Annotated in this window: 19 protein-coding genes and 1 other annotated feature; of the genes, 11 read left to right on the forward strand and 8 right to left on the reverse strand. The window is 38.7% G+C overall.

All coding sequences use genetic code 11. The annotated features are described in order from the left end of the window. Nucleotides 1-332 precede the first annotated feature (332 nt). From CZ382_RS11485 to CZ382_RS11515, 7 genes are all read left to right on the forward strand, one after another. The gene (locus CZ382_RS11485) at nucleotides 333-2,105 is read left to right on the forward strand and encodes a BlaR1 family beta-lactam sensor/signal transducer (RefSeq protein WP_196406372.1); all 1,773 of its coding nucleotides are present in this window, start codon (nucleotides 333-335) and stop codon (nucleotides 2,103-2,105) included. A 41-nt stretch (nucleotides 2,106-2,146) separates the two neighbouring features. Next, nucleotides 2,147-2,539 (forward strand): penicillinase repressor BlaI, encoded by a 393-nt coding sequence (blaI, locus tag CZ382_RS11490; protein ID WP_088051377.1) that lies wholly within the window; start codon nucleotides 2,147-2,149, stop codon nucleotides 2,537-2,539. A gap of 427 nt (nucleotides 2,540-2,966) precedes the next feature. Beyond that, nucleotides 2,967-3,386: an IS200/IS605 family transposase gene (gene tnpA / locus CZ382_RS11495; RefSeq protein ID WP_268811323.1), complete on the forward strand. Its 420-nt coding sequence runs from the start codon at nucleotides 2,967-2,969 to the stop codon at nucleotides 3,384-3,386. A 210-nt stretch (nucleotides 3,387-3,596) separates the two neighbouring features. Beyond that, on the forward strand, nucleotides 3,597-4,703 hold the full coding sequence (locus CZ382_RS11500) for a YibE/F family protein (RefSeq protein ID WP_088053453.1): 1,107 nt from the start codon (nucleotides 3,597-3,599) through the stop codon (nucleotides 4,701-4,703). Continuing rightward, on the forward strand, nucleotides 4,703-5,464 hold the full coding sequence (locus CZ382_RS11505) for a YibE/F family protein (RefSeq protein ID WP_088051378.1): 762 nt from the start codon (nucleotides 4,703-4,705) through the stop codon (nucleotides 5,462-5,464). Before CZ382_RS11500 ends, CZ382_RS11505 begins: the two co-directional genes overlap by 1 nt. Before the next feature lie 316 nt (nucleotides 5,465-5,780). Next, the gene (locus CZ382_RS11510) at nucleotides 5,781-6,278 is read left to right on the forward strand and encodes a lactoylglutathione lyase family protein (protein WP_088051379.1); all 498 of its coding nucleotides are present in this window, start codon (nucleotides 5,781-5,783) and stop codon (nucleotides 6,276-6,278) included. A 113-nt stretch (nucleotides 6,279-6,391) separates the two neighbouring features. After that, complete coding sequence (locus tag CZ382_RS11515) at nucleotides 6,392-7,378, forward strand: zinc-binding dehydrogenase (protein ID WP_088051380.1); 987 nt, start codon at nucleotides 6,392-6,394, stop codon at nucleotides 7,376-7,378. A 255-nt stretch (nucleotides 7,379-7,633) separates the two neighbouring features. Here CZ382_RS11515 and CZ382_RS11520 read toward each other — a convergent pair whose 3' ends face one another. From CZ382_RS11520 to CZ382_RS11540, 5 genes are all read right to left on the reverse strand, one after another. Continuing rightward, nucleotides 7,634-8,464, reverse strand: coding sequence for an energy-coupling factor transporter transmembrane component T family protein (locus CZ382_RS11520; RefSeq protein ID WP_088051381.1), 831 nt, complete (start codon nucleotides 8,462-8,464; stop codon nucleotides 7,634-7,636). Next, entirely contained in the window at nucleotides 8,455-10,170 is a 1,716-nt protein-coding gene (locus CZ382_RS11525; protein ID WP_088051382.1) for an ABC transporter ATP-binding protein, read from the reverse strand. Before CZ382_RS11525 ends, CZ382_RS11520 begins: the two co-directional genes overlap by 10 nt. Before the next feature lie 116 nt (nucleotides 10,171-10,286). Then, entirely contained in the window at nucleotides 10,287-10,841 is a 555-nt protein-coding gene (locus tag CZ382_RS11530; RefSeq protein WP_088051383.1) for an ECF-type riboflavin transporter substrate-binding protein, read from the reverse strand. 50 nt (nucleotides 10,842-10,891) lie between these two features. After that, nucleotides 10,892-11,749: an SAM hydrolase/SAM-dependent halogenase family protein gene (locus CZ382_RS11535; RefSeq protein ID WP_088051384.1), complete on the reverse strand. Its 858-nt coding sequence runs from the start codon at nucleotides 11,747-11,749 to the stop codon at nucleotides 10,892-10,894. 120 nt (nucleotides 11,750-11,869) lie between these two features. Beyond that, nucleotides 11,870-12,142 (reverse strand) — a binding site (T-box leader). 165 nt (nucleotides 12,143-12,307) lie between these two features. Then, entirely contained in the window at nucleotides 12,308-12,493 is a 186-nt protein-coding gene (locus CZ382_RS11540) for a hypothetical protein (protein ID WP_088051385.1), read from the reverse strand. Nucleotides 12,494-12,638: 145 nt separating this feature from the next. On the opposite strand from CZ382_RS11540, the gene CZ382_RS11545 reads away from it, so the two are divergent. The 4 genes from CZ382_RS11545 to CZ382_RS11560 all read left to right on the forward strand — a co-directional run bounded on the left by CZ382_RS11545 (nucleotide 12,639) and on the right by CZ382_RS11560 (nucleotide 18,018). Continuing rightward, nucleotides 12,639-14,204: a spore germination protein gene (locus CZ382_RS11545; RefSeq protein WP_088051386.1), complete on the forward strand. Its 1,566-nt coding sequence runs from the start codon at nucleotides 12,639-12,641 to the stop codon at nucleotides 14,202-14,204. A 17-nt stretch (nucleotides 14,205-14,221) separates the two neighbouring features. Continuing rightward, nucleotides 14,222-15,379: a Ger(x)C family spore germination protein gene (locus CZ382_RS11550; RefSeq protein WP_159457793.1), complete on the forward strand. Its 1,158-nt coding sequence runs from the start codon at nucleotides 14,222-14,224 to the stop codon at nucleotides 15,377-15,379. A 186-nt stretch (nucleotides 15,380-15,565) separates the two neighbouring features. After that, on the forward strand, nucleotides 15,566-16,927 hold the full coding sequence (locus CZ382_RS11555) for an IS4 family transposase (RefSeq protein WP_088049373.1): 1,362 nt from the start codon (nucleotides 15,566-15,568) through the stop codon (nucleotides 16,925-16,927). A gap of 17 nt (nucleotides 16,928-16,944) precedes the next feature. Next, a complete protein-coding gene (locus CZ382_RS11560) occupies nucleotides 16,945-18,018 on the forward strand; it encodes a GerAB/ArcD/ProY family transporter (protein ID WP_159457794.1) in 1,074 nt (357 codons plus the stop codon). 264 nt (nucleotides 18,019-18,282) lie between these two features. Here CZ382_RS11560 and CZ382_RS11565 read toward each other — a convergent pair whose 3' ends face one another. The 3 genes from CZ382_RS11565 to CZ382_RS11575 form a co-directional block, all read right to left on the reverse strand. After that, the gene (locus tag CZ382_RS11565) at nucleotides 18,283-20,295 is read right to left on the reverse strand and encodes a serine hydrolase domain-containing protein (protein WP_407701321.1); all 2,013 of its coding nucleotides are present in this window, start codon (nucleotides 20,293-20,295) and stop codon (nucleotides 18,283-18,285) included. A 210-nt stretch (nucleotides 20,296-20,505) separates the two neighbouring features. Next, a complete protein-coding gene (locus CZ382_RS11570; protein WP_088051390.1) occupies nucleotides 20,506-21,198 on the reverse strand; it encodes an ABC transporter permease in 693 nt (230 codons plus the stop codon). Then, on the reverse strand, nucleotides 21,170-22,114 hold the full coding sequence (locus CZ382_RS11575) for an ABC transporter ATP-binding protein (RefSeq protein WP_088051391.1): 945 nt from the start codon (nucleotides 22,112-22,114) through the stop codon (nucleotides 21,170-21,172). Before CZ382_RS11575 ends, CZ382_RS11570 begins: the two co-directional genes overlap by 29 nt. Nucleotides 22,115-22,143: the final 29 nt, after the last annotated feature.

The raw sequence follows: 22,143 nt of genomic DNA on the forward strand, positions 1-22,143 counted from the left end.
CTACACGTGTAATATAATACTACATTTGTAATCTAATTATGTCAACTTTTATTAAATTTAGGAGGATCACCAACCCCTGCTGGTGCTAGTTTAAAAGCTTCGTAACCCCGTCGTAAGTCTTGAAACAGCTTCAAATTTGAAACTATAAAAACAATGAAAACTTGATTCATACCATTCCTATATACTTGTTCACAAATAACAAATAGACTGGTAAACTAATAAGGTGAAACGCGTAATTTTTATGTTAAGTTTGGGAATACCTTATTTTTTAAGAGAAAATTCATAAACCTTTTAAACAGAACGGGAAAGGTCTGGAAATGGAGACGAACGCCATGTTTTTTACCCACTTTGTCATAAGTTTTATCGTGTCTTCTTTTACTGTTGCGATCATTATGCTGTTTCGCAAACTGTTCAAAAAGCAATTATCCGCGAAATGGCAATATAATCTCTGGTTTCTTTTGCTGATTGCATTGACGCTTCCTTTTATACCAAATCATTTGTTTGATTTTGGAAACTACTTTTCATGGGATAGTCATCAAAACAATGTATCAGGTGATGATGCTATTGCCTCTGCTGGGGATCATGCGTTAAAAGACAAAAATTGGATGCAGGACTTTGCGATATCAGTAAATCGTTTCGACCTGACCTCCCTGAGCGAAATTTTGGCCGGTATATGGATGATAGGGATATTGGTTATGATTGCTTTGTCAATCCATGCTTGGTTAAAATTAAAGCGAATTAAAAGCACTACATCCAGCTTAAAAAATAAAGAAATCCTAGCTTTATTCGAACAATGCAAGCGAAGTTTAAATATATCGAGACATTTGATTATCGGGGAATCACCACTTATCAAATCTCCATTGACTTTTGGTATTTTTAAGACCTATGTTGTCCTGCCAAGTCATTTTGAGGAATGGCTGTCTATGGAGGATATCAAATACGTCTTTTTACATGAACTGAATCATTATAAATATAAAGATATTGCCACGAATTACCTGATCGTCTTTTATCAAATTTTATACTGGTTTAACCCTTTTGTTTGGGTTGCTTTCAGGGAAATGAGATTGGATCGCGAAATAGCTTGTGATATTGCTGTCTTAAATTCTTTGAATAAGCATTCTTACGCGAAGTATGGGAATACGATTATTAATTTTGTTGATAGATCCTCCCGACTGAGGTATTTCCCATTGGCAAATCAGCTAAACGGTTCCAAGGAACAAATCAAAAGACGTATTGAACGTATTGCCTCCTTTACTGCTGAAACAAAGCGGTTGAAACTGAAAAGCATTGCCATCTTTATGTTTTCGGGGGTATTTGTTGCAAGTCAGATTCCAATCGTTTCTGTATTTGCTTATGAGGATAATCATTACGACTTTGCGGGAGAACAAACAGTTTACGAGGATCTAAGCAACTATTTTGCCGGATATGAGGGAAGCTTTGTTTTATATGATTTGCAAGCTGATCAATATAGTATCTATAATGAAAATAAAAGCACATTAAGGGTTTCTCCGAATTCTACTTACAAGATCTATAGTGCATTGTTTGCATTAGAGTCAAATGTTATAACAAGGGAAAGTTCCACAATTAAGTGGAACGGTGAACAGTATCCTTATGACGCTTGGAATAGGAATCAAAATTTATCTGCAGCAATGAAAAATTCCGTGAACTGGTATTTTCAAGAAGTGGATAAAAGGGTCCATCGGGATACCATTCAAGCTTATCTGAAACAAATAGACTATGGTAATTACGATCTTTCAGGTGGAATAACCCAATATTGGATCGAGTCTTCGTTAAAGATTTCTCCAATTGAACAAGTTCAACTACTAAAGGCTTTTTATACAAACAAATTTGGATTTAAGGACAAGAATATCCAAACCGTTAAAGAGATCATCAAATTAGAGGAAAAAGATGGTACACAGCTGTCCGGAAAAACTGGTACAGGGAGTGTCAATGGTAAAAACATTAACGGCTGGTTCATTGGATATGTCGAGACCAAAAAAGATACCTATTTCTTTGCAACCAATATACAAAATGAAAGTAATTCCTATGGAAGTAAGGCAGCGGAGATAACGAAATCTATTTTGCGGGATAAAGGCATTTATTAAGGAATTAATAAAAAAATCGGAAAGGCAGGAGGAGTGTTAGCGTGTCAGATAAGGTACCAAGTATTTCAGAAGCAGAATGGGAAGTCATGAATGTACTTTGGAAAAAGGCTCCGCAAACGGCTAACGAAGTTATTTCCTCCCTGCAGGAGCAAACGGACTGGAAGCCGAAAACAGTACGAACACTTTTGGACCGCCTTGCCCAAAAAAAAGTAGTCGGTGTAAATAAAGACCAGAAAGTCTATACTTTTTATCCGCTTTATTCTCAGGATGACTGCCAGCACGCGGAGGCACAGTCCTTTATTAAGCGAATTTATGGTGGGACGTTAAAGTCAATGCTAGTTCAGTTCATTCAGGAGGATTCTTTATCAGAAGAGGATATTAAAGAATTACGTTCCATTTTGGATGAAAAGCCTAAAGAAAAGAAAAGCAAATAAAGTTAGTAAAGGCTATTAAAGACGTGCTTATCCTAGCACGTCTTTTCAATTGGAAGTTAATACGCTGCGTAAACGAGAGAGTCAAGATTTATTTTCAATATTTTTCAGCTAATATTTAATGTTAAAATAAGTAGCAGGCTTATCTCAATCTTCCTCCTAACCATAACATGAAACAAATTGGGAGAGATTCTCTTGACGATTTGAAAACATTCCTGTTATTCTAAGTCCATTATTAACTGCATACTATTGCCAGGTCAGGCTCCTGTGCTGAAGATCTGCTGTTTTTGAAAATAACTCCAGATTAAGCCCCACGCTATGCGTGGGAGAACAAAAGTGGAAGTACCTTTACGTATGATAAAAAAATCCCCCTCTGGTATAATGACAAAGGTTTCGGAAGCCGATGTCAGTTAGAGGAGGAAATCCAAAATTGGATAAATCAAGTTTATCACATACGAAGTGGAATTGCATGTACCATATTGTGTTTATTCCCAAATATAGACGAAGAACAATGTATGGAAAACTTAGGGAAGATATACGTGAGATCATCAGAAAACTTTGCGAGTATAAGGGAATTGAGATAGTAAAGGGAAGTGTTTCTGTTGACCATGTTCACCTATGTGTGAAGATACCACCGAAGCTTAGCGTATCAACATTCATGGGATATTTAAAAGGAAAAAGTGCATTGATGATATTCGACCGACATCCTGAATACAAAAGTAAAGGAAATAGACACTTTTGGGCAAGAGGGTATTATGTAGATACCGTCGGTCGAAATGAAGAGGTTATCAAGAAGTATATAAAAAACCAAACCGATGCAGATATGATAGAAGATAAGCTAAATAAATAAATGTAGTCGGCTTGCGAAACCACGCCCTTAAGGCGTTGCAAGTAACATGCCCTTATAGGGCTAAGTCAAACCACCTGTTGAACAGGTGGTATGTGATTATAAAAATTGCAATCCGCTGTTAAAACAAGTATCTTCAAATGGTATCACACTAGATTCCATCCCGCAGTTGGAGGGGTTTTTTTGAATGTTATCGTCAACATATTAAAAAAAATGACTTACAAACAAATTATTTTCTACACCATATTAGTACTTTGTTTTGTCGCCTCTGTTGTTTTTGTTAATCATAATTATTCATTCTATGATCGTCCAATCGCCAAAGTAATCGAAACGAAGCTGGTAGATACAGCGGAAGTAACAGATGAACATCATAATAAAGATAAGTTATTCACGCAGCGGATAACGGCTGAACTGAAAAATGGAGAAGAAAAAGGACAACTTATCCATTTAACGAATAAGTATTCATCGTCCGGAGCTTATGATCAAGAATATCATGCTGGGAATGAATTGTTTGTTTCGATTGACAAGAATACAGAAGAAAATACCGAATTAACTGGAAGCATAAAAGACGTAAAACGTGATAAATACGTACTAATTATTGGATGGATTTTTATCTTTACGTTACTTATCGTTGGGAAAAAGCAAGGGCTGTTTTCTATCATTAGTTTAGCAGTCAATGCCGCTTTGTTATTCTACGCATTGGATGTTTATGTGAATACGGAAAGTACGCGTTTGTTATGGGTATGCGGTATCAGTGCAATTTTATTTACTATCATTTCTTTGTTACTCGTTAGCGGTTTTAATGAAAAAACATATGCAGCAATTGTTGCTACACTAATAGGGACTTTTCTTTCGCTGCTGATTACCTATCTTGTGATGGGCTTAACTTCCGAAAATGGCCTGCGATATGAAGAGATGCAATTTCTAACCCGCCCTTATCGGATGGTGTTTATGGCAGGGTTATTACTTGGATCTTTAGGAGGCGTAATGGATGTAGCCATTACCATGTCCTCTTCTATCTTTGGGTTGTATGAAAAGAATAACAACATATCGGTAAAAGCACTTAAAACTTCTGGAATGGATATTGGGAAAGATATTATGGGGACCATCACAAATATTTTGTTTTTTGTCTATATAAGTGGTTCGATTCCAATGCTTATTTTGTATTTGAATAATGCTTCTTCATTGTCGTTTACCCTTTCCATGAACCTGTCATTGGAATTGGCACGAGCTTTGGCAGGTGGTATTGGGATCGTGTTAACTATTCCGATAGGTCTATATACTTCTATTTTTTTTGTTAATCGAAAGAGGGCAAGATAATGAATGTATTAGTATGGTTGGCAGCCATTTTATTCATATTGATGGTGCTTATTGGCGGAAAAAAAGGAGTACGGTCTTTTGTTGCTTTATTCTTAAATTTTGGTGTGCTCCTTCTTACCATCATTATTATGACAGTGCCAAATGTTAACCCAATCATCTTAACATTAATTGCATGTACGTTGATTAGTTGTATTAATCTATTTTATATTAATGAAGTGAACCGTAAAACAAAAACAGCTTTCATTTCTACGATGATCACCATTGTTATTTTACTCTTTTTTATTGTCATCGCAACCGAAAAATCGATGTTTCAGGGATTTGGCGAAGAGGAAATAGAGGAAATCAGCGTGTTTTCCCTTTATATTGGGGTAGATTTTACTAAAATTGGAGCCTCGATGATTATTATGAGTGCAATAGGTTCCATTGTGGATGTCGCCATTTCTGTTGCTTCTTCGATGAGTGAAATACGTAATCATAATCCATTCATTAGCAGGAAAGATTTATTTACATCTGGATTAGGTATTGGGAGAGATATCTTGGGAACAGATACGAATACGTTATTTTTTGCCTTCTTTGGAAGCTATCTAGGATTGCTTATTTGGTTTAAAGATTTATCCTATTCTTTTGGAGAAATTGTAAATTCAAAAGTATTTAGTGCTGAAATGATAAATATACTCTGTGCCGGAATTGGTGTTGCTATAATTATTCCGATTACCGCCTGGATTACTGCCTATTTTTTAGTGAAAACAAGAGATAAATAATGAGTTATTTAAACTTTGGCAAGAAAGCGTTCTATATTAACCAAACTTGAATAAGATTTGGGATGATTAATATAAGTATTCCTTAAATTTCAAGCTCTTGAGACAGCCATCCTCCCTTTCCATGAGCTTATCTTCTCCTTTTCTTAGTTTAATTTGGATTATGAAATAACCTAAATGGGTATGATATGTATATCTATCAGGCCATGATTTATCTAGGTTACTAAATGGGTACTTGGAAACAAAAAAGTGCCTGCTTAACATAAGTGACCTTGCTATATTATACTTGGTATGAATTAATATACAAGGAGGAATTAAAATGAACCATACTTATCCGCGTTCATTTTCTCATATTGGACTCTCTGTTCCAGACTTGGATAAAGCTATAGACTTTTATAAAGAGGTTATGGGATGGTACGTTTTGATGGAACCGTCTGATGTAGTAGAAGACAACAGTCCTATTGGAATTATGTGTAAGGATGTCTTTGGCCCTGGTTGGGGACAATTCCGCATTGCTCATCTATCTACATCTGACGGAATCGGACTTGAATTGTTCGAGTTCCCGAACAATGAGACACCTGAAAACAACTTTGAATATTGGAAAACAGGCATCTTTCATTATGCTGTCCAAGACCCAGATGTAGAGGGGCTTATAGAAAAAATCAAGGCTCATGGAGGAAAACAGCGTATGCAAATTCGTGAGTACTATCCTGGAGAAAAACCTTATCGCATGGTCTATTGCGAAGATCCGTTTGGCAACCTTGTAGAAATTTACAGCCACAGCTATGAATTAACTTATTCTCAAGGTGCTTACTAAGAAAGTCAACGATTCTATATACGTAATGTTTCGTATGTACAAATTACACTGCAGGCGTTCACGCCAAAACCTGAAAACGGATTTTTTTTAGAGAGTACGAGGAGTGGAATATAATGAAAGCGTGGTTAGTCGAACAACCAGGTAGTATTGATAAGCTTGTCTGGGCGGATACAGAAGGTGTACAAGCAGAAGCAGGACAACTTGCCGTAAAGGTCATCAGTACTGCTTTAAATCCCGTTGATTATCAACTGATTGAAACCGGCAGCCCTAAGTGGAGCTATCCGCATATTACCGGAGTGGACTTAACAGGCGAGGTTGTTGAAGTTGGTCAAGACGTAGAAGAATTCCGAGTTGGAGACCGCGTGGCATGCCATACCGATTTATCTGACAAAGGTGCGTTTGCAGAGAAAGCAACAGTAAAAGCAGATGCAACGGCAAAGATCCCTGAGGGCGTCTCTTACGATCAAGCAGCGGCCATCCTCTGTGCAGGAATGACTGCCTATGAAGCGGTCATTCAAAAGTTAAATCATGTGCAAAAGCAGACTATCTTAGTTCACGGTGGTGCCGGCGGTGTTGGCGGATATGCCATTCAGCTGGCAAAAGAGCTGGGGTTGAGCGTCTTCACTACGGCTTCATCTCACAATCATACTTGGGTTCAATCTCTTGGAGCTGATGTTGCAATTGATTATAACACAGAAGACGTGACAAAACGCATCTTGGAAGAAACCAACAATGAAGGTGTCGATTTGATTTTCAATACAGTCGGGCCTGATGAAGCAACAAAAGACTTGAAGCGTTTGGCGTTCTCAGGTCATTTGGCATATATCGCAGGTGCACCAGATCTTTCTAGTATTAAGCCGTTCACTCTCTCACCGTCCATACATGAAGTGGCACTTGGCGCTGCTCACAGTAGTGGATCTTACCGTGCAAGCAGGAACTTAGCTTTTATGGCCAGTGAGCTAATGGAACGGGTTCAAAAAGGGACAATGGATCCAATGGTAAGTGATGTGCTTCCGCGTCAAGAACTACCAACAGGTTTGAAAAAATTAAAAGGTCGTCATGTGCGAGGCAAAATTATTGTTAGAATGCAAGAGGAATAGAGAAGAGAAAGTCGGTTACACTTCATCAGTTCCAAAAAACTATTTTCATTCAGTGTCTCCGTTAAGAAAAAACAGTTGATCCTCTTCGTGCTTCAGCTATAAAAGATTGTTTGTCTTCCATCAAATTCCCATCTTTAATTTTGTTGACTGGTCATTTTTTTAATTGATTGACCAGTATAGCACATAGAGGACCTGTCCTAAACTTCAGCTCAATAATACGCAGAGAAGGCAAAACAATTTGCTCCGCTACGCTACCTAACAAAAAGGATTATAAAATCGATCCCCATCATGAAATGTAATGTAAAGGGAGACAACCAGAATAGCCAAACCAATAAAAAGCGTAAGGTAGTCCGCGTGCCTGAAAGCCTTCGTACTATACCAGGTTCGTTTTTTCTTCTTGCCAAATCCCCTTAACTCCATAGCATTGCTAATTGTTTCAATCCGCTCGAGGCTGGAGAATATTAACGGCATAATAATTGCGGCGGCATTTTTCACCCGCTTAACAAGCTTTTCATTTCTAGACAGGTCAATCCCTCGTGCTTGCTGGGATTGGGCAATCATCCGAAAGTCACGTTGGATATCAGGAATATAACGAAGGGCCAATGAGACGGAATAGGCGATTTTACAATTTACGCCCATCCGGTTCAAAGAGGCGGCAAATTCGCTTGGATGTGTCGTAACAATAAACAAAAGAGCTGCAGGAATAACAACAAAATATTTCAACGTAATATTAAACTGATAAAATAGCTGTTCTATTGTCACATTGTATCGTCCGGCAATGTCAAACAGCACATGACTAGTACCGTAAATATTCACCCCCTCTTGTGGTGAAAAAATATAAATCGCAATATTATTTAAGAGTAAAAAAATCAAGATAAAAATAAGTACAAAAGCGATATCACGGAGTTTGACCTTTGACACGATAAAGATGGCGATGCTTGCTGCAAACAAAAAGAGCAAAACTCTAGTGTCGTACGTCAGCATGGCTGCAGTAGACCACATCATAAAGATTACTAGTTTTGTAACACCGGAAAGCCGATGAACAGGAGATTCGCGTTCAATATACGAGAGCATTTCTACTGCCACGTCTTGCGCACCTCCCTGTCGTGCGTGATAAAACGGGTAACAAATTGCGCTGGCTGTTCGATACCTATGCGTTTTGCCAAGCCGAACAAGGACGTTTCCTTTAAATTTGCACTTTGAATTACCGTTTGGTCGGTTAATACTTCAACAGCCGATTTGTCGGCAATTATTTTCCCATCCGCAATTACAATCGCCCTTGGTGTATATTCCAGCATTAAATGCATATCATGTGTAATTAGTAGGATCGTAACACCCTGCCTGTTCAATTCAAGCAAAAAATCCATGATTTCCGTATAGTGTCGGAGATCCTGTCCAGCAGTAGGCTCATCGAGAATCAGTATATCCGGATTAAGTGCAAGCACCGAAGCAATCGTAACCCGTTTTTTCTGGCCAAAGCTCAAAGCGGAAATCGGCCAGTTCCTATATGGGTATAAGCCGCAGATTCGTAGGGTAGTGTCAACCCGGGACTTTATTTCCTCCTGTTTGAATCCTCGTTTGACTAGTCCTAATGCCACTTCATCGTAAATCATATGTTTAGAGATCATATGATTGGGATTTTGCATTACCATACCGATTCGCTCAGCCCGCTGTCTGATACTATCGCCCGTAATATCTTTGCCATGTAAACGAATGGTGCCGCAATGGACTTTTTCAAAACCGCAAATTAATTTGGATAATGTTGATTTTCCAGCACCGTTTTTACCGACAATACTAATCATTTCCCCTTTGCTCACGAGAAAAGACAGCTGATCAATGGTATTTTTCCCTTTTTCATACCGAAATGAAATTTGATCCAGTTCAAGTACCACCGCGTCTTTTTTTGTATCATCTTCGGGTTGCTTCACAGCCTCAAACCATTGCACTAAGTGTTTTCTCCATGAGTCTATCTGAAGTGTATTTAGATGTGCCGGTTGCATCGCTGGTGTTACCTTGCAGCCAGCATATTTCATTGCTTTAATATATAACGGCTCCCTGATATGGGCCGATTCAAGGACTGGAGAGGCTAATAAATCGTCTGGTGTCGAATCACTGACAATCTGGCCTTCATCCATGACAATCACACGGTCAACCGTTCCATGTAAAACATCCTCTAAGCGGTGCTCGATAATGAGGACGGTCGTATTGGTTTCCTTTTTGATTTGATCAATTAAAGAAATCGCATGTTTTCCTGTTGCTGGATCCAAGTTTGCCAAAGGTTCATCAAAAAGCAAAATATCCACATGATCAACCATAACCCCCGCCAGGGAAACTTTTTGCTTTTGACCACCGGATAGTTCGTGTAGCGAGGCATCCAGTTTACTTTCCATATCGACTAGACGTGACACATCCATCACTTGCTTTGTCATATCAGGCTGCAAAACACCATCGTTTTCAAGGGCAAAAGCAATATCCTCGCCAACGGAAAGACCGATAAACTGGCCATCCGGATCCTGCAGAACGGTACCGACCACTTTGGAAACGGTGAAAATATCAAGTTCCTTTGTCTCTTGCTCTTTTATTCGTAGACTACCTTCCAACTCTCCTTTATACGAGAAAGGCACCAGCCCGTTAATGCAATGAGCTAGTGTACTTTTTCCAGAGCCGGACGGTCCAACGATTAAAATTTTTTCCCCTTCGTAAACACTCAAATTAATATTTTTAAGTGTTGGCTCAACTTGACTTCGGTATTTAAATGTAAACTGGTTAAATTGAATAATCGGCTTTTTCATACTATCTCCCTGATAATGTTGTATATTTCTTGTGTCGAACAAGCAACAAATCTATTGAATCCATAGCAGGCATGAAGTCACCATGATTTTCCATGACATCCTCTTAGTCCAGCTTATCATTCTTTTGCCAAACTATCACTCTGACTACGTGTTTTTGCATAGTAGACATAGAGAATGGTTCCAATAACCCCAACAGTAACGATATTTGACAGACCTGCAACGATTCCTTGTAAGTAAACCTTATTGGCTGGTTCAGCATAAATCGCTACGTCCAAAATTGGTGCAAGCAAGAACCAGCCAACTGCTTGCACAGCTGCTTGAACAATATTGAATGTAACTATTTGTCTGGAACCGGCAATTCCTGATTCAACATTCAGCCTTTTTGCAAATAATCCGATAAAAAGGCCCACAAACGCCGATACGATTACCCAACTCCACCAAATCGCTCCGTAAAAAACAGCATCCTTTAACGCGTGCCCAATCAAGCCTATTAACCCTCCGGCAATTGGTCCAAATATCGTAGCCATAAGCGCCAAAAATGCGTACGATGTTTCAATGGTTGTATTTGGAATTCCGGTTGGGATCGAAGCAAATCTCCCCAAAATGACAAATACTGCTGCTCCAATTCCAATTGCTACAATTGTTTTAATGGATAAACTATTTTTTTCCATCCTTCTCGGTTCCCCTTTTTTATTATATTTTACTATTTTATAACACCGTGTCAGTTGCTGATCAAACGCGAAATTTTGCGGATCGTTATTTTCCAATTAGCACCTGTTTCGATATGATATGCTTTGGCAAATGAGCCTTGATTGATAGCAACTCCCAGGTTATCCAATGAATTTACGTATAACAATGGTTCTCCCAAATGACTATCTGCAAAGGAACGTCCATATGTCATGATATTTTTATAAACCTGATGGGTGTTATTTTCAATCGTCACTTCTAGTGAATCGCCGTATTCCACCCCTGATTCAATAAATAACTCCCGTCCAATATTCGTCCAAAGATTGCCGAAGCGAATATCCAGGATGTCAATATTCCCGAAAACCACTTCACCTTCCAGATATGCTTTCGGTCTGGTCAGTTCAATAATATTATCGACACCAACTTTTGGCCCTACCTCTTCAAAAGAGATTACATTGGCAGCTAGTCGAGCTCCTGTATATGCGTACACATCGCGGCCATGAAACGTGTAAGACTCTCCAGAGTTTGGCAATCGGTTCACGTTTTCATCAATGATTCTAGCCTCAACAATACCGATATCCTGTTTTATATGAGTAAGTGTTCCATTATCAGGTGTAACGATATATTGGTTAGCAGCTGTTCTTACGACAATGCTGAGGCGTGATGTTCCGACACCCGGATCCACAACAGAAACAAATACAGTACCCTCCGGCCAATAATTGACTGTTTGATATAGCCGGTAGGAACCCTCCCATATATTGTACTGCGGAATGTCATGAGTTAGATCAAATATACGGATTTCGGGGTCCACGGTATTGGCAACACCATACATCGCACTTACTGCACCATCACTAATACCAAAATCTGTTTGCAAAACTAAATTACGTTTCATTTGAACAACCTCCTGATGATTTTTATTGCCAGCATACTCTAGCTGGCCAAGCTATTTGTGATTATAAAATTCCCTACCATCGTAAAAGAGAATTAAAAAACCACGCCCCTACCGAATAACGGTAAGGACGTGGTTGAATATACGTGGTACCACCTTACTTCACTGTCTGCTCACGCAAACAGCCTCTACAAGTACGCAAATACAAGGGACTTTTTATACTGTGGTATGGGTAACGAGTACCAAATCTCGTCGGAACCTACTAGTGTCCATGTGACATGTTCAGCACCGCAACTCCGAGGCCATTGTTCAGACACGCATTTTTTGCTTCTTTTCAGCTGCCGAAGCTCTCTGTGTAAAAATTCTGTATCCTACTTTCCTCTTCAACGTCTTTTCACGTGCAGGTATTCTTTTATAATTTAGATACATTATACGGAAGGCTTTACAGGAATGCAAGAAAAATTTTAAATACAGGCTGATAAACATGATAAAAATCCATATCTTTTCTTTTTTAATCTGAAACGTTAGCAGATATGAATCACCCTGCTTTCTTTTATATAATCAATCCAACTTAAACCGTCCAACCAATCCATTTAATTCTTCAGCCAATTTAGCTAGATATTCTGAACTTCCGGCAACATCCTCCATTGACCCGCTAGCTTGTTGAGCAGATGCTGCTGTTTGGTCTACACCTGCTGCAGCTTCCTCTGAATCTGCTGAACTTACTATTCCTTTAAAGCCATCCAAAATCTCACGTTCAAGTGGCTTTAATCTCTATTGAGGCTGCTTCACTTATCAATAGTAATGCCTGCTTCTCGTACTTAAAAGCATTACATATTTATGACTGCTTGACTAATAATAGTGATAAGTATGGACGAGGGAGCTTGTTTAAATGAAGCGTTATGCTAACATCAAAAAGCTACTAAAAAATATGAAGGAAAGGCAAAAAGAAGGCAACTCTAATGATAAGTGGCAGCCGTTCTCAACAAATATTAACGAAAACGAAAAAACATTAAGACAGCAGTTAGGTACAAGTCAAGATGTTATGTTTACTAAATTCACAATTAAATTACAAAACGGTGACAGGCTTAGTGCCATGTTAGTTGCAATTGATGGGTTAGTTAAAGAAGATGCAAAACGTGACAATGTACTGAAACCACTAATCGAAAATCCGCTGCAAGAAAAACTCAATAAAGATTTAAAACAGATTCAGGAAAGACTTTCGACAAAAAAAGCCACTTTGGAAGACAATCTTTCAAAAGCGGTTTTTCAAATCTTAAAGGCAAAAGCATTACTAATCGTTGATGGTTTTAATAATGGGTTACTAATTACTATCGAAGGATTTGAAACTCGAGCTATCGAAGAACCCGATACAGAACAGGCAGTGCGAGGAGCAAGGGAAGGTTTTATCGAATCAACGGGAGTAAATGTTTCCTTGCTTCGCCGTAGAGTTGCTCACCCTTCTTTGCGATTCGAAACAATAGAAATCGGCAAGTTTAGTCAAACGGGTGTTACGATAGCTTATATAAAGGACATCGTTGACCTTGACCTTGTACAACGAGTCAAGCATCGGCTTGATAAGATAAAGGTGGATTCAATTAGCAGTTCAGGAGATGTTGAACAATTGATTGAAGATCACCCATATTCAATCCTTCCGACAATTGGCAATACGGAACGGCCTGATAAGGCAGCAGCTTTATTAATGGAAGGAAGAGTCTTGCTTTTAATTGATGGAAACCCATTCTGTTTATATGTTCCACATTTGTTTCTCGAAAGTTTCCAGAACATTGAGGACTATAATTCTCGTCCTTATTATAGCTCATTCATTCGTTTACTGCGCTTTTTAGCTTTTTTTATCAGCATCTCTTTTCCTGCTTTATATATTTCTGTCCTTAATTTTAATAAATCGTTAATTCCCTCAGATATGATTGTTCCACTTATTCAAGCAAGAGAAACGGTTCCGTTTCCACTTGCGATGGAAGTCATTATGATGATCTTAATGTTTGAAGTTGTTCGTGAGGCTGGAGTTAGACTGCCCAAACAACTCGGATCTGCTTTAAGCATCGTTGGTGCCTTAATTTTGGGAGATGTATCCGTATCGGCTGGACTTGTCGGAGCCCCGACAATTGTTATAGTTTCCATATCTTATATAGCCGCCTTCGTCATTACGCCAATCGCGGATGTCACTGCATTAATACGTATTGGTTTGTTCATTGCCAGTAGCGTGTTCGGATCATATGGATTGTGTATGGCTATGTTGGGTCTGTTAACCCATATGGTGTCATTAACATCACTTGGGGTTCCTTATATGACACCCTTTTCACCAAGCCACTTTCAAGATTGGAAGGACGGTATTATCCGTTTTCCAACGAAGTTGCTGAAACAGCGACCAAAAAGTATACCAAATCAACGCACAACAAGAATGAAGTCATTACCAAAAACAGGTGATAAACAATGATACGAACGATCTTCATCATGATTTGCAGCCTCTTTTTATTAACAGGTTGCTGGAACAACCAAGAGCTTGATAAAACAGCCCTCGTCCACGGAGTTGGTCTGGATAAGTCAGACGAACAATTAAAAATAAGCGTTGAAATCATTAAACCAACAAGTAATCAAGAAGGAGGTCAAGGTGGGGGTAAAGGTAGTGGACAACATATCATACTAGAAAAAAACGCTGATACATTTCTTGAGGGAGCTCGTGAATTGATTCGGTATGCAAAACGGCGCCTTCAATTCGGACATGCCCGTGCATGGATAATTAGTGAAAGGTTAGCAAAAGGGAATTTTTTTCAAGTGCTCGACAGTGTTAGTCGTGACCAAATGTTTCGCTTAAACAGTCACCCATTTGTAACGCAAGAAGATCCAAGCGACATTTTGAGCACACCGACCCTGTATGAGAATCTTACCTCTCTTGAGCTTGTGACTGCTTTAGAGCAAACGCAATTTATTGCCGAATATGCACCATTAACACTTCGTGAATTTTATAAGTTAACCGAAGGACCTATTCCTAATGCCTACATACCAATGATTTCAATTAAAAAGGCAGGTGAACAAACCATCACCTCAATTGACGGAACAGCAGTTATCAAAAACAATCAAATGGTGGGCAAGCTTAACACTGAAGAAACGATGGGGCTGAATTGGCTCTTAAATCATGTCGAGGGTGGAAGCACTACTGTTTCCCTTGATGAAAACGAGAAAGTTTCTTTAGAAATTACGAAAGCAAAAACAAAAACGAAACCGATTTTAAATGGAAGGCAGTTAAACGTGGGTATCCAAACAAAGATTGAAGGTACACTTTCAGATAATATGACGACAAAAAGAATTAACGAAGCTTTCTTAAAAGAAATTGAAAAAAAGATCTCTCATCACGTTCAAAATGAAATTCATACCACATTAAAGAAATTACAAAAAGAATTGGAAACAGATATTACTGAAATTGGATTAGAAACACATCGAACATATCCAGAACAGTGGCAAACTATTCATTCGGAATGGAATGATATCTTTGCTAATGCAAAGATATCTATCGATGTTGATGCCAACATTACCCATGAAGGGTTGATTAACGAAAATGATCCTCGTGAACATCGAAAACCATACAACAACCCCTATCCATTTTCAAAATGAACTTTATAATTATAAAGGACTCAACTTTCGCAGAGTAAAAATGTAGTTTAACTTAGGTACAATACTAGTCAATAGCTAATGTGTTATGTTGCTTGACACTCAATCATCATAAAAGAAAAACACCTCCAGTTTTGGTATAGTTTAATTGTCCAGAAAAAACTACCAAATAGAAGAGGTGCTCCTACTATGATAGCGAAAAATAACCTAAATAAGCAACTGCCAAACGAGTTAAAATCTACATTTAAAGAATTAAAAGTTCTAAAACATCTAAGACATGCAGGAATCACGAAGAATTTTGGCTATTCCTGCGCTCATCTTTTTCAATTAGTCTTTTGTTTGATCTTCGAAAATAAAAACTGGTTTCGCGCACTTGAAAGTAAAAAGTCTCCTGAATTTCCGGCTAAGGATACTGTTTACCGCTTTTTGAATCAATCAACATTTGCTTGGCGTCGATTTTTACTATTCTTAGTCGCGTTTACCGCTGGAAAGGTAACGAAACTTACAAATCATGCCCGTCCGAAAGTATTTATTTTGGATGATTCTGCATATGATCGAAACCGTAGTAAAAACGTAGAATTACTTGCTCGTTGCTTTGATCATGCTTCCCAAAAAATGCGCTTTTACAAAGGATTTCGCATGTTAACTTTAGGTTGGTCTGATGGTGCGACGTTCCTACCGGTTGATTTTTCTTTATTGAGTTCGAAAAAGAGCCAGATTAACGGTATTTCTTCAAAAATTGACAAGCGCAGTTCTGGCTATAAGCGACGTCTTGAAGCGTTACAAACTGCACCGGAACAAATCCCGAATATGATCAGTCGCGCAATGAACACGGGGATCCAAGCCGATTATGTGTTGATGGATACATGGTTCACGCACCAGCCACTCATTAAAGACATTAAAGAACAAGGTCTAGATGTGATTGGTATGGTCAAAAAATTAAAACAGCGTTACCTAGTAGGTGACGAGCGTGTATCCTTGGAACAGCTCTATCGTTTGGCGACTCCAACCGATGGAAAGAAAGGGATTTTGCGCTCCATCCATACTGTCCAAGCAAACGGTGTCCCAGTAAAAGTGGTCTTCGTTCGCAATCGCAATAAGAAAAATGACTGGTTGGCTATTTTAAGTACAGATTGCACATTGAGTGATCAAGAAATTATTCGCATTTACGGCATGCGATGGGATATTGAAGTCTTTTTCAAAACAACAAAATCCTTACTGAAGCTACAAAAGGAATTTCAAGGCCGTTCCTATGACTCACTTATTAGCCATACAACTATCGTGTTTACAAGATATATCGTGTTGTCATGGCAAAATCGTTGCAGTACAGATCAACGTACTTTAGGTGGCATGTTTTATGAGCTTTGTGATGAAATCAGTGACCTTGATTGGGCTGTAGCATTACAGCAATTAATCGAGCTTCTTGAAGATACCATCAAAAAGAGTAACAAGAAAATGCAAGGATTAATCAAAATTCAACTACAGCAGTGGATTGCAGGCTTGCCTAATTACATCAAGGTTTACCTGCCTATTTCAGCATGCGAAAGTTGAGTAAAGGAGTAAAAAATATGTTAACAAAATGGGAGACGCTATTTTTATTAATCATGACACTTCCTGTTATGGGACATGTCCTTATTCTCCCGATAATGCTCGATGTAGCTGGAAGAGATGCTTGGATTTCCGTTCTTCTCTCACTTCCAGCTGCATTTGCATTTGCATATGCTATTTATCGACTGAGATTGAACCATCCGGACATTACTATTTCCGAGATGTTTTCCCTTCTTTTAGGTAAATGGTTTGGAAGAATCATTGTCGTGCTTTTTATTCTCTATTTTTTATTTTTAACGGTGCTCTCGTTTTCCGCCTTAGTTGATGTTGTTTTTATTGATTTTTTGCCTGAGACGCCTCGAATGGCCATTCTCATCTGGTTTTTAATCTTTTTCTTCTATGCAGCCACAAAGGGCATTAAACGAATTGCACTAACCGCAGGTGTGTTAGCCTTAATTAGTTTGATCACAGGTCATACTGTTACGTTGATGGATACTCCAAAAAAAGAATGGAGTGAACTCCAGCCTTTGTTAGAATTTGGTTGGAGTCCAGCTTTATGGGGTACTCTAATTCTTATAAGCATTTGGATTGAATTGTTGTTGTTATTATGTGTACCAATCAAAAATATTCACGAAAAACGATTGTTTTTATTATGGATCATCGGGATATTGTTAAATGCACTGATGATGACTTCGACAATAACCGGTGTCGTTACGATTTTTGGACTGGGACAAGCTGATAATTTTACGTATCCGGCAACGGAAATTGTACGAATTATTAACTTAGGGTTTATTGATCGTTTTGATATTTATGGCATGATTTTAATGACATTCGGTACGTATATCCGCTGTAGTCTTTATTTTCGGATTGCCTACAATATGAGCGTATCGGCAAATTCCTCGAAATGGGTGAAACGAATACTGTTTTCTCTTTTCGTTGTTCTTATTTTTTTCGGTACCCTTTATCTTTCAAAAGAACATTTTCGTATTACTGAAGCAATTAACATATATACATACATGATTGTCCTGTTTCCAATTCCCTTTTTATTGTTATTCATCTCGCAAATAGTGAAAAAAAAGGAAAAACAAAAATGACTTGAAAGTTAATCATAGAAGGGGGGATTCGTTCCTCAGCTTCGCTAATCATTTCCTAGCTTTGCTGCTCATTAGAGTAATTTAGGTGTGAAAAAGGTCTCATATTCACATTACCTTTTTACAATCCTGATAAGCGCGGATATCCTCCAACTTGACAGAGATAAAATCAAGCACCTGCTGAAGATGACTTTACATTGAAAACTGTAAAGTCATCATCCATTGTGACTAGTTAAGATAACCGCGTCGTTGGCGATATCCTAAGCCTTACTTACTATCCAAACTGATTTTAAATACATCTCCAACATTGCCACCAAAAACAATCAACCCATCTGCTGGTAGTACTACTGAATTTTTATCGCTTGCCCTTGAGAAATTTACAATTGTTCCCTCTTTGTCGTAAACAGCAAATCCTCCACTTTTTGGGGCATCAACCGTCATTTTTTGATTGGCTGATTGTTCATCAATTTTATACCACCTGGCATGGCCATCAGGTTTTATTGTAGAAGTCGACATCTTCTTTCCTGAGATTGGTTTTATCGCATCTTCGCTAATATAGGAGAATCCATCAATTTCTAAATACTCTTCTTGTTGCAATTTGTAAAAATTTAAATCAAACACATCTCTTCCGGCCATAATTGGTATTTCGACAGCGTTTACTGCTTTATTCTCATCAATAATTTTAGTGCCGTTTGCATATCCATGATCAAGATCAACCGATATATTTCTAATTATAACCGATGGATCTAGATAGAAAATAGAAGTGATTTTCTCATCCAAACCATAGTACTTTTTCCCGTTTCTATTTTCCCATACCTGTTTAGTTGTATCATTTAAAGGATTGACATCCAGCTTTTGGTATTCATAGGTTACCATATCCATCTGGCCAATTCCCGGAAAATCCAAATATGCTTTAAGCTTTAAATATGTTTTGCCATTTGTTTGTTTGTCGAAGCTTACTACCGCACTGCCATCGCTGTTTTTAAATTTTCCATTGCCGGTATACACATATTTTTGTGCTGGTATAAGCCCTTCAAGTTCAGGTAATTTAATTGCGCCATTATTCATATCAATATTTATTGTTGAATCCACTGTGCCGTATAATCCAGAATAAGAGAGTAAATCGGAGGGCATTTCCACCTGTTTAGAAGGCTCAAATGTTTTTTTAGGTAGAATATCTTTAATAATACCTTTCTCCTTCAAGTATTCTAATAACACATTAGATGCAAATATCGTATCGTAAATTGAGCTGCCACCGGATGAGAGCACCGCTATAGAGATATTATATTCTGGTATTGCAATCAAATCGGCATGATACATGATTGTATCTCCACCCTTGGATAATGCAGTTATCCCATAATCATTAAACGGTGCCAAGCTAACGGCATCCCAGCCAAGCCCATAATTAGTGTTGTTGGACTCGTCAGAAACCCACACTCCTTTTTTATACTCAGGATTTTGCATAGCTTTTGCTGATTTTTTAGATAGAATATCTGCTCGTTTTCCTGTTAATACTTCTGAGAACGTACTTAATTCTTCTGCAGTCGAATATAAACCTCCTGCTCCAATCACATTGGCATTCTCAACGGGTAAAGCCTTATCTATCGTAGGAAAATAAGTTTTTGCCAGCCTTTGTCTATCAAAATTGTCTAGCGGTGTCTTTGTAGAGCTTAAATTTAACGGATTGCTAATATAGGTTTCAAGGAATTTGGTATAGCTTAAACCACTTACTCGTTCAACCAATATTTCAAGCAGCTGGAACCCATCATTACAATACACGGAATACTCACCAGGTTTTGATTTTAATCTACTTGATTGTAATCTTACTAGTAATTCATCATGGTTTTTGGTATCATTATCATTGAATAGCATACTATTCCCGTAGTGAGTACCATAAAGTCCTGACGAGTGATTCATTAGCATACGTGGTGTAATTTCTTTATATCTTTCATCAGCCATTGTAAAGTCTTTGATATACGTTGTAAGTGGTTTATCCAGATCAACTTTATTAGCATCAACTAGCATCATCGTTGCAGCAGTTACATACAACTTGCTTACCGAGCCAATACCAAACATCGTTTCTTTGGTTACCGGTGTATTGGTAGCTTTATCATAGACACCAGCGCTATCAGACAAAGTAATGGAGCCGTTATCGTTGATTGCATACTGTATACCACTTACATCATACTTGGATACGAGCTCCGATGCCATACTGTGAGCCCTTTCCTTTATATTATCCTTCTTATCCGGGGCGTGGGTCATCGGTATTACAAAAAGCATAGAAACAATGACCACAGAAGCAATGACCACAGAAGCAATGACTACACAAGCAACGATCGCCGAAATTTTCCTTTTCATTATTAATTCCCTCTCGTCTATTATTATTAACTAGTATTTGTTACTCTTTTAAACCTTTCCAAGGTATAATCTATTTAATCGGATAGAGGTTGTCGTATTCCCTTTGAAGTCAACTTCTGTAATTGAATCAGTTTAACTCACATCCACCCGATCGAGGTTCCGAAAACTTAGATAAGTAATGAGTATGCCAAGTGCTGCAAGGGACAAAGGAACCGCAATAATGGAACTTAGATTGAAACTCCCCGTGTTCGAGCACATGATAATTACGATAAAAATGGATGAGGCGACAGTGGCCGCCGCTGATTTCTTTCGCAAGCCCAACACCAGTGCCAACAAGCTCATTCCTGCTGCTCCGAAGGCCTGTAGCAGCACATATATTGCTTGATGAACCAGCAACGTAGTCGTTAAAGTACCGGATACAAAACCAATGTTATGATTCATTACGATAAACAAGGCGTCAACGAGCAGATTGGCTAAAACGACATTGACGAATGTCCAGCAGAATACAATCGACAGCTTGGCAAAAATAAGTTTCTTACGATTTATTGGATAGGCAAATAAGAGGGTGATGGTCTTATCCCTGAATTCGTTAATAATAAGCTTCGATAGGAGAACCGACGCGTAAATAATAAATGTCGCCAGCACGAATGTATTGATAACATTTAGCGCATCCTCATAGTTCTGAAATCCATCCTCCGACAAGTTATGGCTGGTAAAATAAATCATCATCGTAAGACCGGCGATGCCCGCATAAGCTAGCAGGGATCCCCAAAGGTAACCGTTAAGGCCACCTTTCTTAAACTCCAGCTTGATAAGGTGTATCATGGTTAGTACCTCCTTTAATCATACCGAAAAAGTATTCCTCTAATGAATGATGGTGGCGATTAATCGATTCAATCGGCACATCGTTCAATACAAGTTCTTTGGATAACGTATCCTGCGAAATTCCCAAGTCATAGACTCGTATCTTACAGTCGCTGATTTGCTTGAGATTTTTCAAGTCTAGTTTCTCCTCCAGCACAAAGGCTGCAAGGGTGATATTTGACGTAACAATCTCCACATAATCGGTTGTGGACGCCCGAACATCTTCCATAGATACCTGACGAATCAATTGTCCACCATTGATAACGCCGATCGTATCGGCTACCTGCTCAATCTCAGAAAGCAAATGACTGGAAATCAGAAGTGATAGGCCCCATTCATCGCGCAGCCTGCGGAATAAATTTCGCATGACTTGAATGCCTTCCGGGTCTAAGCCATTCACGGGTTCATCCAGTAATAGCAATTCAGGCCGGGTAGAGATCGCCCGCGCAATACCGAGCCGTTGTCTCATGCCAAGTGAGAATTGTTTTACAGGCTTGTTATCAACACCGGACAGCTGTACCAGCTCCAATGCTTCACGAACCATCTGTGTATTGTAATATCCCATGTACTCGCCGTGAAGCTCCAGATTTTGCTTCGCAGTTAACTTCTCATAGAAGACCGGTGTCTCAATCAAATGCCCGATCCGTTTAAGATGTTCCGTAGAATTGATGAGCAACCGCTCTCCGAATAGTTCGATTTCGCCGCCAGTGGGCTTCACCAGTCCAAGCAACAGCTTCATTAAAGTCGATTTCCCTGCGCCATTCGGTCCGAGAAATCCGTATATTTCGCCGCGCTGAACGTTCATATTGACGCTAGACACAACCTCCTCCGTTCCGTAACTTTTATTAAGTAACCGTGTTCGGATGACACTTGTCATTTTCTTCACTCCCATTTATTTTTAATTCT

It is taken from the genome of Virgibacillus dakarensis, assembly GCF_900155625.1.
GTDB lineage: Bacteria > Bacillota > Bacilli > Bacillales > Amphibacillaceae > Lentibacillus_C > Lentibacillus_C populi.